Annotated in this window: 1 protein-coding gene; it reads left to right on the top strand. The window is 60.4% G+C overall.

The genetic code is table 11. From position 1 onward, the window contains the following. Positions 1-8: 8 nt before the first annotated feature. A complete protein-coding gene (locus GW579_RS03825; RefSeq protein ID WP_165057650.1) occupies positions 9-17,990 on the top strand; it encodes an Ig-like domain-containing protein in 17,982 nt (5,993 codons plus the stop codon). The last annotated feature ends 78 nt before the right edge of the window (positions 17,991-18,068 follow it).

Below are 18,068 nucleotides of genomic sequence, written 5' to 3'. Positions count from 1 at the left end.
AAAATATCATGAGCAGAGTCATGGATATTATCTCTCGTAAAACATCATTGAAAAATGAGTTTACTGCACAAGGGAATGCAGCTGTCGCAATGAATGAATCCGGCATTGTCGTTATTCATGGCTCGGCAAAAGATGTTGCCAGCTATGAACGTAACGGGAATGACCTGATTATTCACATGAAGGACGGCTCCGTTATTCGTTGCGTAGGATATTTCGAGAATATCGGACAGGACGACGAGAATAAACTGGTCTTTCAGGATGAAAACCAGGGGCTGACGGAAGTCAGTTTCCCGGATGCCGCTGTGGCTCATGATACGCCTGCCTTCGCTCTTCACGCGGTTGAAACGCCGCTGGCGGGTATTGAACCGCTGTTGCTGAGCAGCACTGAAGTCACGGTCGAATGGCCGTATTTGCTCGCGGGCGTGCTCGGCGCAGGTGCCGCTGGCGCATTGCTGGGGCACGGCGGCGGCACGGATGAAAAAACCAAAGTCATTGATAACACCAAAGATGTTGAAGTGGCGCAGCCAACGTTCCTCGTCACTGATACGCAGGGCGACAAGCAGGGTATTCTTGCCGATCGGGACATCACCGACGACACGCGCCCGACCTTTACCGGTACCGGTTATCCGGGCGCGGATATCTCGATTGTGGACAGCAGCGGCAACATCATTGCTACCGCGGTGGTCGGCGCAAACGGTCAGTGGACCGCCCGGCTGGCGGCGCAGTCTGCCGGTACGCACACTTACATTGTGGTGCAGGAAAGCAACGGTTCCACCACCACGGCGGGCACCATCACGCTGAATGTCGTGACGACCACGTCAGCCCTGACCATTGACACCATCGCCGGTGACAACGTGCTGAATGCCGCAGAAGCGGCGGCAAATGTGACGATTTCAGGCAAAAGTGACAACCTGGCTGCGGGCACCACGGTTACCGTGATCCTGAATGGCACGAGCTGGCAAACCACCGTGGGCGCAGACGGCTCATGGTCAGTCAGTGTTCCACACGCCAATATAAGCGCGCTGGCGGATGGCGTGCATTCCGTGCAGGTCAGCGGCGTGGATCCCGCAGGCAACACTATCACTTCAAACTCCACCCTGAATGTTGATACTCAGCCTCCTTCGCTGACCATCGGCACACTGGCGGGCGATAACATTCTTAATGCGGCCGAAGCGGGCGCAGACGTTGTGCTGAGCGGTACTTCAACGGCGGAAGCGGGTCAGGTCGTGACGATCTCCCTGAATGGCCAGACGTACACCGCCATTGTCGGCGCAGACGGCAGCTGGTCAGTTAACCTGCCAGCGGCACAGGCGGGCGCGCTTCAGGACGGTAATGTTTCCGTCAGCGCGTCGGTCAGCGATGCGGCCGGTAACAGCACGACTGCGACGCAAGATTTGCGGGTTGATACCACGGTTCCGGTGATCACCATCAACACCATTGCCGGGGATAATATCCTCAACAGCGCTGAACAGACTCAGGCGCAAATCGTCAGCGGCACCAGCACTGGCGCAGAAGCGGGCGACACGGTCACGCTGGTCGTCAATGGTCAGACTTATACTACCACCGTCGCGGCCGATGGCTCCTGGAGCGTCGGTTTACCGTCGTCTGTTTTCAGCTCCGTCGCCGATGGCAGTTACCCGATCAGCGTCAGCATTACCGATAAAGCGGGTAACACCGGCTCGCAGAACACCGCGGTGCTGGTATCTTCAGAAGTCCCGGAACTGGCGATCAACACCGTTGCGCTTGACGATGTGATCAACGCTATCGGAAAAAGCGAAGCACTGGTCATCACCGGTACCAGCAACAGCGCCGACGGCACGCCGGTCAGCCTGACGCTCAACGGCGTGACTTATTCCGGCACCATTAACGGCGGAAACTGGTCCGTTACCGTGCCTGCTTCCGATGTCTCGAAACTCGGCGAAGCAAACTACACGCTTACCGCCACCAGCACGGACGCCGAAGGTAACACCGGCAACACGACCCACAACGTCCTCGTGGATTCCGCGCTTCCGGTTGTCACTATCGCGGTGACCGCGGGCGATGACATCATTAATGCCACCGAAATTGAAGCCGCACAGATTGTCAGCGGTAAAGTCTCGAATGCCGCAGCCGGTGATGTTGTTACTGTCACCGTGGGCGGAAATTCTTACACCACTACGGTTCAGGATGACCTGAGCTGGAGCGTCAGCGTGCCTTCGGCTGACCTGAAAGGCTTCGGCGACGGCGACCTGAATATCACTGCTACCGTAACCAACCAGAATGGCAATACCGGCACCGTGGATCGCGAAATCGTGATCGACGCCGGTCTGCCGGGCCTGCGCATCGATACGGTGGCGGGCGACGATATCGTCAACAGCATCGAAATTCAGCAGAACCAGATCGTCAGCGGCACCAGCACCGACATCGCGGCGGGCAGCAGCGTGACCGTCACGGTTAACGGCGTGGATTATCAGGCTACGGTCGGCGCAAACGGCGCATGGTCTGCGGCCGTTCCGGCAGCGGATGTGGCGAACTGGCCAGCGGGCGCACTCAATATCAGTGTGACCGGCTCTGATACGTCCGGCAACAGCGTGACGATCTCCAATAACGTGACCGTGGATCTGAGCAGCGTGGCGATTTCCGTCGATACCATTGCGGCAGATAACATCATTAATGCCGCCGAAAAAGCCGCAGACCTGACCCTGACCGGCACCACGCAGAACGTGGAAGCAGGGCAGAATGTCACCGTAAACTTTGCCGGTGGCAGTTATTCCGCCACCGTACAGGCCGATGGTAGCTGGAGCGTGACCGTTCCTGCCGCCGATCTCCGCACCCTGAAAGAGGGCGACACCACCGTCAGCGTCAGCGTGACCAATGTCGCGGGCAACAGTGCCAGTGCCGCGCAGGATGCAACGGTCGATACTCTCGCGCCGACGATCACAATGAACACCATCGCCGGTGACAACGTACTCAACAGCGAGGAAGCGGGCGCGGACGTTGTGCTGAGCGGGACGTCTACGGCAGAAGCCGGTCGGACCGTGACCCTCACGCTGAACGGCCAGACCTACACCGCGACCGTTGCGGCGGACGGCACCTGGAGCACCTCCGTTCCGGCAGCGGATGCGGCAGCAATGGCGGACGGCACCTATTCTGTTAGCGCAACGGTTACTGACATAGCCGGTAACGGCGCCAGCGCGAATGGTTCTTTGCTGGTGGATGTGACCGCGCCAACGCTGACCATTAACACGATTTCCGGCGACGACATTATTAACGCGCAGGAGCTTCAGCAGAACCTGATGATCTCCGGCAGCAGCACCGGTGTGCCTGCGGGCGGGCTGGTGACGGTTGAAATCAACGGCGTTTCTTACACCGCAGTCGTGGACGCCAGCGGCAACTGGAGCACCGGCATTCCGGCGTCTGCGGTCAGTGCGATTACCGACGGCAGCTACACCGTCACCGCCACCGTGAAAGACGCGGCGGGCAACGACGGCGCGGCGTCTCACGCGGTTACCGTGGACACCGTTTCTCCGGTGCTGACGATTAACACCGTGGCGGCAGACGACGTCATTAACGCCGTGGAAAAAGGCGAAGCGCTGACCGTCAGCGGCACCAGCGACGGCGCGGACGGCACAACGGTTACCCTGAACTTCAACGGCCAGAACTACACCGCAACCGTCACGAACGGCGCATGGACGCTGGACGTTCCGGCGGCAGACGTGGCAAAACTCGGCGAAGCGGATTACACCCTGACCGCCAGCAGCACCGACGCGGCGGGCAACACCGGCAGCGCGACGCACGACATTCTGGTGGACAGCTCATTACCGACCGTGAGCATCAGCCCGGTGGCGACCGACAACATCGTTAACGCGACTGAAATCAGCGCCGATCAGACCATCAGCGGCACCGTCACCAACGCGGCGGCGGGCGATACCGTCACTGTTACGCTGGGCGGAAAAACCTATACGGCTGAAGTACAAAGTGACCTGAGCTGGAGCGTCAGCGTGCCTTCCGCAGACCTGAAAGGTTTCGGCGACGGCGACCTGAATATCACTGCTACCGTAACCAACCAGAATGGCAATACCGGCACCGTGGATCGCGAAATCGTGATCGACGCCGGTCTGCCGGGCCTGCGTATCGACACGGTGGCGGGCGACGATATCGTCAACAGCATCGAAATTCAGCAGAACCAGATCATCAGCGGCACCAGCTCCGATATCGCGGCAGGCAGCAGCGTGACCGTCACGGTTAACGGCATTGATTATCAGGCGACCGTGGGCGCGAACGGCGCATGGTCTGCGGCCATTCCGGCAGCGGATGTGGCGAACTGGCCTGCGGGCGCGCTGAATATCAGCGTGACCGGCTCTGATACGTCCGGCAACAGCGTGACGATCTCCAATAACGTGACCGTCGACTTAAGCAGCGTGGCGATTTCGGTCGATACCATTGCGGCAGACGACATCATTAACGCCGCCGAAAAAGCGGCAGACCTGACCCTGAGCGGCACCACGCAAAACGTGGAAGCAGGTCAGACCGTGACCGTTAACTTTGCGGGCCATAACTATACGGCTCAGGTGCAGGCTGACGGCAACTGGAGCGTCAAAGTTCCGGCGGGCGATATGACTGGCCTGAAAGACGGCGATGTGACGGCGACGGCCAGCGTCACCAACGTGGCGGGCAACAGCGCGAGCGCGGCGAATACGGCGGAAGTCGATGCGTCTGCGCCAGCGCTGACCCTCAACGTGATCGCCGGTGACAACGTGCTGAACAGCGCGGAAGCGGGCGCGGACGTTGTGCTGAGCGGGACGTCAACCGCAGAAGCCGGTCGGACCGTGACCCTCACGCTGAACGGCCAGACCTACACCGCGACCGTTGCGGCGGACGGCACCTGGAGCACCTCCGTTCCGGCAGCGGATGCAGCAGCAATGGCGGACGGCACTTATTCTGTTAGCGCAACGGTTACTGACATAGCAGGCAACGGCGCCAGCGCGAATGGTTCTTTGCTGGTGGATGTGACCGCGCCAACGCTGACCATTAACACGATTTCCGGCGACGACATAATTAACGCGCAGGAGCTTCAGCAGAACCTGATGATCTCCGGCAGCAGCACCGGTGTGCCTGCGGGCGGGTTGGTGACGGTTGAAATCAACGGCGTTTCTTACACCGCAGTCGTGGATGCCAGCGGCAACTGGAGCACCGGCATTCCGGCTTCGGCGGTCAGTGCGATTACCGACGGCAGCTACACCGTCACCGCCACCGTGAAAGATGCGGCGGGCAACGACGGCGCGGCGTCTCACGCGGTTACCGTAGACACCGTTTCTCCGGTGCTGACGATTAACACCGTGGCGGCAGACGACGTCATTAATGCCGTGGAAAAAGGCGAAGCGCTGACCGTCAGCGGCACCAGCGACGGCGCGGACGGCACAACGGTTACCCTGAACTTCAACGGCCAGAACTACACCGCAACCGTCACGAACGGCGTATGGACGCTGGACGTTCCGGCGGCAGACGTGGCAAAACTCGGCGAAGCGGATTACACCCTGACCGCCAGCAGCACCGACGCGGCGGGCAACACCGGTAACACCACGCACGTTGTGCTGGTCGACAGCTCATTACCGACCGTGAGCATCAGCCCGATGGCGACCGACAACATCGTTAACGCGACTGAAATCAACGCCGATCAGACCATCAGCGGCACCGTCACCAACGCGGCGGCGGGCGATACCGTCACTGTTACGCTGGGCGGTAAAACCTATACGGCTGAAGTACAAAGTGACCTGAGCTGGAGCGTCAGCGTGCCATCCGCAGACCTGAAAGGCTTCGGCGACGGCGACCTGACCATCAATGCATCCGTGACCAATCAGCACGGCAACACCGCCTCCAACGACCGTGAGATCAACATCGACGCCGGTCTGCCGGGTCTGCGTATCGATACGGTGGCGGGCGACGATATCGTCAACAGCATCGAGATCCAGCAGAACCAGATCGTCAGCGGCACCAGCACCGACATCGCGGCGGGCAGCAGCGTGACCGTGACCATCAACGGCGTGGATTATCAGGCGACCGTGGGCGCGAACGGCGCATGGTCGGCAGCGGTTCCGGCAGCGGATGTGGCGAACTGGCCTGCGGGCGCGCTGAATATCACCGTGACCGGCTCTGATACGTCCGGCAACAGCGTGACGATCTCCAATAACGTGACCGTCGACTTAAGCAGCGTGGCGATCTCGGTCGATACCATTGCAGCCGACGACATCATTAATGCAGCGGAAAAAGCGGCGGATCTCATCCTGACCGGCACCACGCAGAACGTGGAAGCAGGCCAGACCGTGACCGTGAATTTCGCGGGCCACAACTATACCGCGCAGGTGCAGGCAGACGGCAGCTGGAGCGTCACCGTTCCGGCGGGCGACATGACTGGCCTGAAAGACGGCGATGTGACGGCAACGGCCACCGTGACTAACGTGGCGGGCAACAGCGCGAGTGCGGCGAATACGGCGGAAGTCGATGCGTCTGCGCCAGCGCTGACCCTCAACGTGATCGCCGGTGACAACGTGCTGAACAGCGCGGAAGCGGGCGCGGACGTTGTGCTGAGCGGGACGTCTACGGCAGAAGCCGGTCGGACCGTGACCCTCACGCTGAACGGCCAGACCTACACCGCGACCGTTGCGGCGGACGGTACCTGGAGCACCTCCGTTCCCGCAGCGGATGCGGCAGCAATGGCGGACGGCACCTATTCTGTGAGCGCAACGGTTACTGACATAGCCGGTAACGGCGCCAGCGCGAATGGTTCTTTGCTGGTGGATGTGACTGCGCCAACGCTGACCATTAACACGATTTCCGGCGATGACGTGATCAACGCGCAGGAACTTCAGCAGAACCTGATGATCTCCGGCAGCAGCACCGGCGTTCCGGCGGGTGGCCTGGTGACCATTGAAATCGACGGCAAAACCTACACGGCGGCCGTGGATGCTCAGGGCAACTGGAGCACCGGCATTCCGGCGTCTGCGGTCAGCGCGATTACCGACGGAAGTTACACTGTCACGGCGACCGTGAAAGATGCTGCGGGCAATGACGGCTCTGCAACGCATGCGGTTACCGTCGATACCGTTTCTCCGGTTCTGACGATTAACACCGTGGCGGCAGACGACGTCATTAACGCCACCGAAAAAGGCGAAGCGCTGACCGTCAGTGGCACCAGCGACGGCGCAGACGGCACAACGGTTACCCTGAACTTTAACGGACAGAACTACACCGCAACCGTCACGAACGGCGCATGGACGCTGAACGTTCCGGCGGCAGACGTGGCAAAACTCGGCGAAGCGGATTACACCCTGACCGCCAGCAGCACCGACGCGGCGGGCAACACCGGCAGCGCCACGCACGACATTCTGGTAGACAGCTCATTACCGACCGTGAGCATCAGCCCGGTGGCGACCGACAACATCGTTAACGCGACTGAAATCAACGCCGATCAGACCATCAGCGGCACCGTCACCAACGCGGTGGCGGGCGATACCGTCACTGTTACGCTGGGCGGTAAAACCTATACGGCTGAAGTACAAAGTGACCTGAGCTGGAGCGTCAGCGTGCCTTCCGCTGACCTGAAAGGTTTCGGCGACGGCGACCTGACCGTCAATGCATCCGTGACCAATCAGCACGGCAACACCGGCTCGAATGACCGTGAAATCAACATCGACGCCGGTCTGCCGGGGCTGCGCATCGATACGGTGGCGGGCGACGATATCGTCAACAGTATTGAGATCCAGCAGAACCAGATCATCAGCGGCACCAGCACCGACATCGCGGCGGGCAGCAGCGTGACCGTGACCATCAACGGCGTGGATTATCAGGCGACCGTCGGCGCGAACGGCGCATGGTCTGCGGCGGTTCCGGCGGCGGATGTGGCAAACTGGCCAGCGGGCGCACTCAATATCAGCGTGACCGGCTCTGATACGTCCGGTAATACCGTCACCATTTCCAGCAACGTGACCGTGGATCTGAGCAGCGTGGCGATTTCGGTCGATACCATTGCAGCCGACGACATCATTAATGCAGCGGAAAAAGCGGCGGATCTCACCCTGACCGGCACCACGCAAAACGTGGAAGCAGGCCAGACCGTGACCGTGAATTTCGCGGGCCACAACTATACCGCACAGGTGCAGGCAGACGGCAGCTGGAGCGTCAAAGTTCCGGCGGGCGACATGACTGGCCTGAAAGACGGCGATGTGACGGCGACGGCCAGCGTCACCAACGTGGCGGGCAACAGCGCGAGCGCGGCGAATACGGCGGAAGTCGATGCGTCTGCGCCGGTCGTGACGATCAACAGCATCAGCGCGGGCGATGTGCTGAGCGCGGTTAATGCCGGTACGGATGTTGTGCTGAGCGGCACATCAACGGCGCAGGCGGGTCAGACGGTGACCATCGTGATGGGCACTGAAACCTTCACCGCGATCGTTGCGGCGGACGGCACCTGGACCACCAGCGTCGCGAATACCGTATTCTCCGGTCTGAACGACGGTGCTTACACCATGACTGCCAGCGTTACCGATATTGCAGGTAACCCGGCGACGGCGACTGGCACCGCGCAGGTTGATCAGACTGCGCCTGTCGTCACTGTCAACGTGGTGGCGGGCGACAACGTCATTAACAGCACCGAGCACGGACAGGCGCAGGTCATCAGCGGCACCGTGACCGGCGTGGACATCGGCACTGTCGTGATCGTGACCATTAATGGTTTGGATTATTCCGCTATCAGCGATGCCAGCGGCAAGTGGAGCATCGGCGTTCCGGCTGACGTGGTCAGCGGGCTGGCGGACGGCAGCTACACCGTTGCCGCCTCTGTTACCGATCTGGCCGGAAATACCGGTTCTGCAAGCCAGAATGTTGTGGTCAATACCACTGCGCCTGTCTTTGTTATCAATGACATGGCGGGCGGCGATAATGTGCTGAATGCCACCGAAGCCCTGACCACACTGACCGTTACCGGTACGGTGACCGGGCTTGCGGACGGCGCGCAGGTGATTGTGACGCTGAACGGCCTGAACTATACGGGAACCGTGAACGGCGGCGTATGGAGTGCCGATATTCCGGCCAGTGCGCTGGCGAATCTGGGGCAGGCGCTTTATCAGGTCAGCGTCAGCGGCACCGACGTGAATGGCAATACCGGTTCTGTTTCGAAAGGGCTGCAAACGGCTTCTGATAATCCTTCCGTCACCATCAATACGGTAGCGGGCGATGACGTGATTAATGCGACCGAAGTGACGCAGGATCAGGTGATCAGCGGTTCCGTCACGCATGCAGAAGCAGGCCGGACTGTCACCGTGACCGTCGGCGGGAAAACCTATACGGCGCAAGTGCAGAGCGATTTCACCTGGAGCATTACCGTTCCCGCGGCCGATCTCGCCGCGATGGGTGACGGCAGCCTGAACATTTCCGCCAGCGTCACTAACGTCAGCGGTAATGAAGGTTCCGGCGATCGCAATATCGCTATCGATGCAGCGCTTCCGGGCCTGCGTATCGGCACGATTGCGGGCGACGATATCGTCAACAGCATCGAAATCCAGCAAAACCAGATCATCAGCGGTACCAGCAACGGTCTGGCGGCGGGCAGCAGTGTCACCGTCACCGTCAATGGCGTTGACTATCAGGCAACGGTTGGTGCAGGCGGTAACTGGTCAGCGGCAGTCCCTGCGGCTGACGTGGCTAAATGGCCTGCCGGTGAACTGACAGTGTCTGTCAGCGGAACCAGTGCAGCGGGCAACAGCGTCACCATCAGCAATGACATCACCGTTGATCTGAGCAGCGTCAGCATTGCTATCGATACGGTTTCCACTGACAACATGCTGAATGCGGCAGAGAAAGCGGCGGATCTGACCCTGAGCGGCACCACGCAAAACGTGGAAGCCGGGCAGAATGTGACGGTGATTTTCGCCGGTCATAGCTACACCGCGCAGGTTCAGACTGACGGCTCCTGGAGCCTGACAGTTCCGGCTGCGGACATGAAAAATCTGAAAGACGGCGACACGTCCGTGAGCGTCAGCGTGACCAACACGGCGGGTAACAGCGCCAGCGCTGCGCAGGATGTGACAGTCGATACCCTCGCGCCGACGATCACGATGAACACCATTGCCGGTGACAACGTGCTGAATCTGGCGGAAGCGAGCGCCGACGTCATTATCAGCGGCACCACCACGGCGGAACCGGGCCAGATTGTGACCGTGGCCGGGTATACCTCGGTTGTGGCGGCGGACGGCACCTGGAGCGTGACGATCCCGGCGGCTGACGCGGGCATTCTCACTGACGGCACGTTCACCATCACCGCGTCCGTCAGCGACCTGGCGGGCAACCGCGTCACGGTTGAGCATGATTTGCTGGTGGATATCACGCCGCCAACGCTGGCCATCAACACCATTTCCGGCGATGACGTGATCAACGCGCAGGAACTTCAGCAGAACCTGATGATCTCCGGCAGCAGCACCGGTGTGCCTGCGGGCGGGCTGGTGACGGTTGAAATCAACGGTGTTTCTTACACCGCAGTCGTGGATGCCAGCGGCAACTGGAGCACCGGCGTTCCGGCGTCTGCGGTCAGCGCAATGACTGACGGAAGTTACACTGTCACGGCTACCGTGAAAGATGCCGCGGGCAATGACGGCTCTGCAACGCATGCGGTTACCGTCGATACCGTTTCTCCGGTTCTGACGATTAACCCCGTCGCCGCGGATGACGTGATCAACGCTACCGAAAAAGGCGAAGCGCTGACCGTCAGCGGCACCAGCGACGGCGCAGACGGCACAATGGTTACCCTGAACTTTAACGGACAGAACTACACCGCAACCGTTACGAACGGCGCATGGACGCTGAACGTTCCGGCGGCAGACGTGGCAAAACTGGGCGAAGCGGATTACACCCTGACCGCCAGCAGCACCGACGCGGCGGGCAACACCGGTAACACCACGCACGTTGTGCTGGTCGACAGTTCACTACCAACCGTGAGCATCAGCGCATTCGCCACTGATAACATCGTTAACGCGACGGAAATCAATGCGGATCAGCTGCTGAGCGGCACCGTCACCAACGCGGCGGCGGGCGATACCGTTACCCTTACGCTGGGCGGAAAAACCTATACCGCTGAAGTGCAAAGTGACCTGAGCTGGAGTGTCAGCGTGCCTTCGGCTGATCTGAAAGGCTTCGGCGACGGCGACCTGACAATCAGCGCCAGCGTGACCAATCAGCACGGCAACACCAACAGCAGCGATCGTGAGATCAGCATCGACGCCGGTCTGCCGGGTCTGCGCATCGATACGGTGGCGGGCGACGATATCGTCAACAGCATCGAAATTCAGCAGAACCAGATCATCAGCGGCACCAGCACCGACATCGCGGCGGGCAGCAGCGTGACGGTGACCGTTAACGGCATCGATTATCACGCTACGGTTGGCGCGAACGGCGCATGGTCTGCGGCCATTCCGGCAGCGGATGTAGCGAACTGGCCAGCGGGCGCGCTGAATATCACCGTGGCCGGATCGGATGCATCGGGTAACAGCGTCACCATTTCTAATAACGTGACCGTGGATCTGAGCAGCGTGGCGATTTCGGTCGATACCATCGCAGCCGACGACATTATTAATGCAGCGGAAAAAGCGGCGGATCTCACCCTGACCGGCACCACGCAGAACGTGGAAGCAGGTCAGACCGTGACCGTTAACTTTGCGGGCCATAACTATACGGCTCAGGTGCAGGCTGACGGCAGCTGGAGCGTCACAGTTCCGGCGGGCGATATGACTGGCCTGAAAGACGGCGACGTTACAGCAACCGCCAGTGTCACTAACGTGGCGGGCAACAGCGCGAGCGCGGCGAACACCGCCGAAGTGGACGCGTCTGCACCGGCCATCACCATCAACACCATCGCCGGTGACAACGTGCTCAACAGCGCGGAAGCGGGCACGGACGTGGTGCTGAGCGGCACCTCGACGGCAGAAGCCGATCAGGTTGTAACGATTACGCTTAACGGCCAGAGCTACACCGCGACCGTTGCGGCGGACGGCACCTGGAGCACGTCTGTTCCGGCGGCAGACGCCTCGGCGCTGACCGACGGCACGTACTCCGTCACGGCTACGGTGAAAGACGTCGCGGGCAACAGCTCGTCTGTCAGCGGTTCCATTCTGGTGGATATCACCGCGCCGGTCGTCAGCGTGAATACCGTGGCGGGCGACGATGTGCTGAACGCGGCTGAACACTCGCAGGCACAGGTCATTACCGGCGGAAGCACCGGCACCCAGCCGGGTAACGTTGTCACGCTGGTCATTGGCGGGATCACCTACACCACGGTGGTGGATGCCAGCGGCAACTGGAGTGCCGGCGTTCCGGCAAGTGTGATTAAGGGGCTGGCTTCCGGCGAGAACACGATTACTGTCAGCATCACCGACAGTGCGGGAAACACCGGCAGCAGCGATCACCTGATCACCGTGAATGCCAGTGCGGTCAGCCTGAGCATCGATACGATTGCGCAGGACGACATCATCAATGCGGCAGAAAAAGGCACCAGCCTGACAATTTCCGGCGGCAGTGACATGCTGACGACAGGCACCGAAGTGACCGTGGTGCTGAACGGAAAAAGTTATACCGCAGATGTCGGTGCGAACGGCGCATGGACGCTGAACGTTCCGGCGGGTGATGTGGCGGCGATGGCAGACGGTAATTATACCGTGACCGCAAGTGCCAGTGATACGGCGGGCAATACGGCCAGCGCCACGCACAATGTGGCGGTCGATGCCACCGCGCCTGCGCTGCTGATTAACCCGGTCACCGCCGATGGCATGCTGAATGCCGCCGAACTGGGTCAGCCGCTGACACTCAGTGGCACGTCTACCGCGCAGGCGGGTCGGACGGTCAGCGTGACACTCAACAATGAAACCTACACCACGACCGTGAATGCCAACGGCACCTGGTCGGTGAATGTTCCGGCAGACGACGTGGCTGCACTGACCGACGGCACGCTGACCGTTACTGCCAGCACCACCGACGTGGCGGGCAATCCGGCATCCGCCAGCACGTCTGTGATTGTCGATACGGTTGCGCCAACGCTGACCATCAACACCATCGCCGGTGATGACATCATCAACACCACCGAGCAACTGGCGGGTCAGACCATCAGCGGCACCACGTCGGCGGAAGCGGGACAGATTGTTACCGTGACCTTCAACAACCGCGAATACCACGCCATCGTCACTTCCACCGGTACCTGGAGCGTGAACGTTCCTGCGGCTGACTTTAACGGTGCGGCAGACGGCAGTTACACCGTCACCGCCTCCGTGAAAGATGTGGCGGGCAATCCGGCGGCGACTGATTCGTCAGTCAGCCTCAGCGGAGCGGTGCCTGAAGTCACTATCAATACCTTCGCGCAGGACGATGTGGTTAACGCCGCAGATCACGGCACGTCGCTGGCCGTTACCGGAACCTCGACGGCTCCGGCCGGTTCAACGGTGACGGTGACCCTGAACGGTCAGAGCTATACCGCGCAGGTTCAGAATGACCAGAGCTGGACGCTGAACCTGAGCGCCAATGCCGTGAACGCGCTGGCGGATGGCGAGAATTACACCATCACAGCGTCAGTGACTAACAGCATCGGCAATACCGGTACGGCGACGCACGAAATTGCAGTCGATACCTCGGCACCGTCAATGACCATTACCATTGATTCGGTCAGCGATGACACCGGCCGCAGCAACAGTGATTTCGTGACCAGCGATACCACGATTACGCTCAAAGGCTCGCTTTCTGCGGCACTGGGCAACGACGAGTCTGCGCAAATCAGCCTGGATGGCGGGTTGACCTGGGTCACATTGACCGTGACCGGAACCACCTGGAACTATGCGCAGGGAAGCGCGCTGACAGACGGCAGCTACAGCTACACCGTGCGGGTGATTGACGCCGCCGGTAATGTCGGGTCTTCCGCGTCGCAGACGGTCGTGATTGACACCGTGGCACCGGACGCCAGCCAGTCCATCAGTATCGATGCGATTTCGCAGGATACCGGGCTGAGCAGCACCGACTTTATTACCAGCGACACCACGCTCAACCTGCGCGGCACGCTTGGCGCTGCGCTGGGTGCGGATGAATACGCGCAAATCAGTCTCGACGGTGGCAACACCTGGGCTGACGTGAGCATCAGCGGCCTGACCTGGACGTACATCGACGGCCGCACGCTGACCGACGGTGATTACAACTACCAGTTGCGTGTGATCGATCTGGCTGGCAACGTCGGAGCGACGGCAAGTCAGGTGGTTACCGTGGATACCACGGCACCGGACAGCAGCAAAACCATCACTATTGATGCGATCAGCACCGATACCGGCCTGAGCAGCAGTGACTTTGTCACCAGCGACACCTCGCTGACCGTCACCGGTACGCTGGGCAAAACGCTGGCCGCCGATGAAGTGGTGCAGGTCAGCGTTGACGGCGGTGTGACGTGGTTGAATGCGACCACGATCGGCACCGGTTGGACATTTGCCGATGGCCGCACGCTGACCGACGGGGATTACACCTATAACGTCCGCGTGGTGGATACCGCCGGGAACGTCGGCAATGTGACCTCGAAAGTGGTCACCGTCGATACCGTTGCGCCGGACAGCAGCAAAACCGTGACCATCGACAGCGTCAGCACCGATACCGGCATTTCTGCCAGCGATTTTGTGACCAGCGATACCTCGCTGACCGTCACCGGATCTATCGGCGCGGCGCTGGGCGCAGGCGAAGTGGTGCAGATCAGCGTCGATAACGGCGCGACCTGGACGACCGTCTCGCTTTCCGGCAGCACCTGGACGTACACCGACGGCCGCACGCTGACCGACGGCCAGACGCTGTATCAGGTTCGCGTGGTGGATCAGGCCGGAAACGTCGGTCAGACCGCGCAGCAGGTGGTGACCATTGACACCACGGCTCCGACGCAAATCATCACCATTGGTGCGATCAGCAACGATACCGGTGATTACGCGAACGACTTCATCACCAGTGATAACACGCTGACCATGTCGGGCACACTGAACGCCGCGCTGGCGACCGACGAAAGGGCTCAAATCAGCCTCAATGGCGGTCTGACCTGGACTGACGTGGTGGTGAACGGGCAGTCATGGAGCTATGACGCAACCGGCACCGTACTGGCCGACGGCAACTACAACGTGCAGGTTCGGGTTATCGATCAGGCCGGTAACACCGGCACGGTCAGCAGCCAGACGGTGGTGATTGACACGGTGAACCCGGAAGCGGTAGCGAGCATCGTTCAGTATTCCGATGACGAAGGTGACCGTAAAGGATCGTTCGGTTCCGGCACTTATACGGATGAAACCGCACCGACGCTCAGCGGTACGCTGAGCAAGGCGCTGGCCGACGGCGAAGTGCTGAAGATCTACCGTAACGGCGTGTTTGTGGGCGTCGCGACGGTGGTCGGACTGGCCTGGACCTTCTCCGATTCCGCGCTGGCGGACGGCACTTACGTGTACGTCGCGAAAGCGCAGGATCTGGCGGGGAATACCACGCCATCGGGCGATTTCACCCTGACGGTGGATACCTCGATTCCGACCACGATTGCCACCGTCACGCCAGAGTCCACGCAGGATACGACGCCGATCATCAGCGGTACGTTGTCCGAAGCGCTGGGCGAAGGAATGTATGTTCAGGTGGTGGTGAATGGCGTGACCTACACGTCCGAAACCGGCGGCGCCGTGGTGGTCGATCCGCTGAACAACACCTGGTATCTGCAGGTTCCGGGTGCGCTGGGGCTGGCAAGTTATAACGTCACGGCACAGGTGCGCAGCAGTGCGGGCAACGGGAACGATGCAGGTATCGAAACCAGCGCCATCATTGTTTATGCCGAAACCGCCGTGGACACCAGCTGGGCGACAACCGCGGGTTCGACGTCCACCAACGCCATGGCGTTCAGCCTGAACAGCAGCGGTTTGTGGAACATTGTCACCGGGATCTCGGATTACACCAGTTCCGGCCTGAACAGCTATTCCGGCACCACGTTAACCAACACCCGCGGCAACATCGTGGTGAGTTACACGCTGGCGGATACCGACCGTAACGGCACGTCCGATATTTATGCGACGGAAACCAACTACGGCGGCAGCATTCAGGGTAAATGGACCGCGAACGCAGACGGCACGTACACCTACGGCCAGCAGGCGATCGGCACCACCATCTGGTACGGCGGCGTGATTGCCTATGACAAAACCGGCGACGGTTGGGTGGATCTGGCGTACGGCGATGCCGGGGGTGACTCACGCAGTTATCTGGTGAACAACAATGGCGTTCTGACCGCTGATGGTACCAACGGCGCGGCGGGTCTGGCGGGTGTGACGTACCGTGAAATCTCCGGGGTGGATATCAACAACGACGGTACGGTCGATATCGTTCAGCACACCAACCGTAATGGCGCGTATGCCCTGACGGTAGTGAGCAACAACGGCACCGGCTCGCTGACGGAAACGCAGAGCATCGCTAACGTGTTTATCCCGAATGCCGCCAACTCGACCACCGCAGTGTCGATGACCTGGGCAGATTTCAACGGCGACGGTCTGATGGACTTGTACATTTCAACAGGTCTGAACACCAGCGGCGGATACAACTACGGCGGCATGATCTACTACAACAACGGGACGGGCGGCTTAACTGCCACGCCAACCGCAGTAGAAACGGCAACCAACAACGCAGCATCTGGCGGTTATCTTTCAGCCGCCGTGGACTGGGACGGTGACGGTGACATGGACATCATTAAGTTCAGCACCTATTCCACCAGCCAGACCGCGACGTTGTACATGAACGACGGTACCGGAAAAGGCTGGAGCAGCAGCCAGCTGGCGTCCGCACTGGTGAACGTGACCGGGATTGCGACCCTCGACTACGACTGGAACGGGACGCAGGATCTGCTGGTCTCGCAGGCCAACGGCAAAGTGGTGTACATCGCTAACAACAACACCATTGCCGACGGCACGGCCATCCACCTGCGCATTCTCGACGGTGAAGGGATGAACGTGTTCTACGGCAACACCGTGCAGCTGTACAACTCAGCCGGCCAGCTGGTGGCGTCGCAGATCATCAACGCCCAGTCGGGTATCGGGATTAACGATGCGTCGGCGCTGGTGAATTTCTACGGGCTGGATCCGAATGAAACCTATTCGGCGGTGCTGGTGCGTAACATCAACGGTGTGTCGTCCAATGAAACCTGGAATGACCTGACCGCGGGCGACGGCACCACCAGCTACTCGTTAACGGCGGATGCAGCGACCGGCGGTACCAGCGGCACGATCACCGGTACCGGCTACAACGATACGTTTATCGCGGAAAACGGCACCTATGTGTACGACGGCTCCGGCGGCTGGAACACCTCGTCAGACCATGCGACATGGAGTGCCACCGGCGGCGAAGACATCGTCGATTTCCGCAATGCCACCAGCGGGATCACCGTGGATCTGAGCAGCAGTAACGCCCAGAACACCGGGTTCAACACGTCTACCTTCAAGAATATCGAAGGGATTGCCGGGTCGAACTACGACGATACGATCACCGGCAGCGCGGGCGATAACGTGTTCGAAGGCCGTGGCGGCAACGACACTTTCAACCTGGGCAACGGCGGGCACGACACGCTGCTGTACAAGCTGATTAACAGTGCCGATGCCACCGGCGGTAACGGTTCTGACACCATCAACGGCTTTACGGTCGGGACATGGGAAGGCACGGCGAACTCAGACCGTCTGGATCTGAGCGAGCTGTTGCAGTCGGGCGGTTACACCGGCACCGGTTCAGCAAGCTACGTCAACGGCGTGGCGACGCTGAACGCCTCGGCGGGCAATATCACCGATTACCTGTCGGTGACGACCGAAGGCAACAACACCGTCATCAGGATTGATATGGATGGCAGCGGTTCAGCACAGTCGATGACCACCATCGCGACGCTGACCAACGTCCATACCGATCTGGCGACGTTGCTGGCGAACCATCAGCTGATTGTTGGCTAATCAGTAGCGGAAAGCGGAGCAGGGGAAACCCTCTGCTCCGCGAATCCGGATGGCCTGTTTATGCTCCGGAATGAGCGT

It is taken from the genome of Rahnella contaminans, assembly GCF_011065485.1.
In the GTDB taxonomy this organism is placed as follows: Bacteria; Pseudomonadota; Gammaproteobacteria; order Enterobacterales; family Enterobacteriaceae; genus Rahnella; species Rahnella contaminans.
This window is presented reverse-complemented; position numbering and strand designations above follow the sequence as displayed.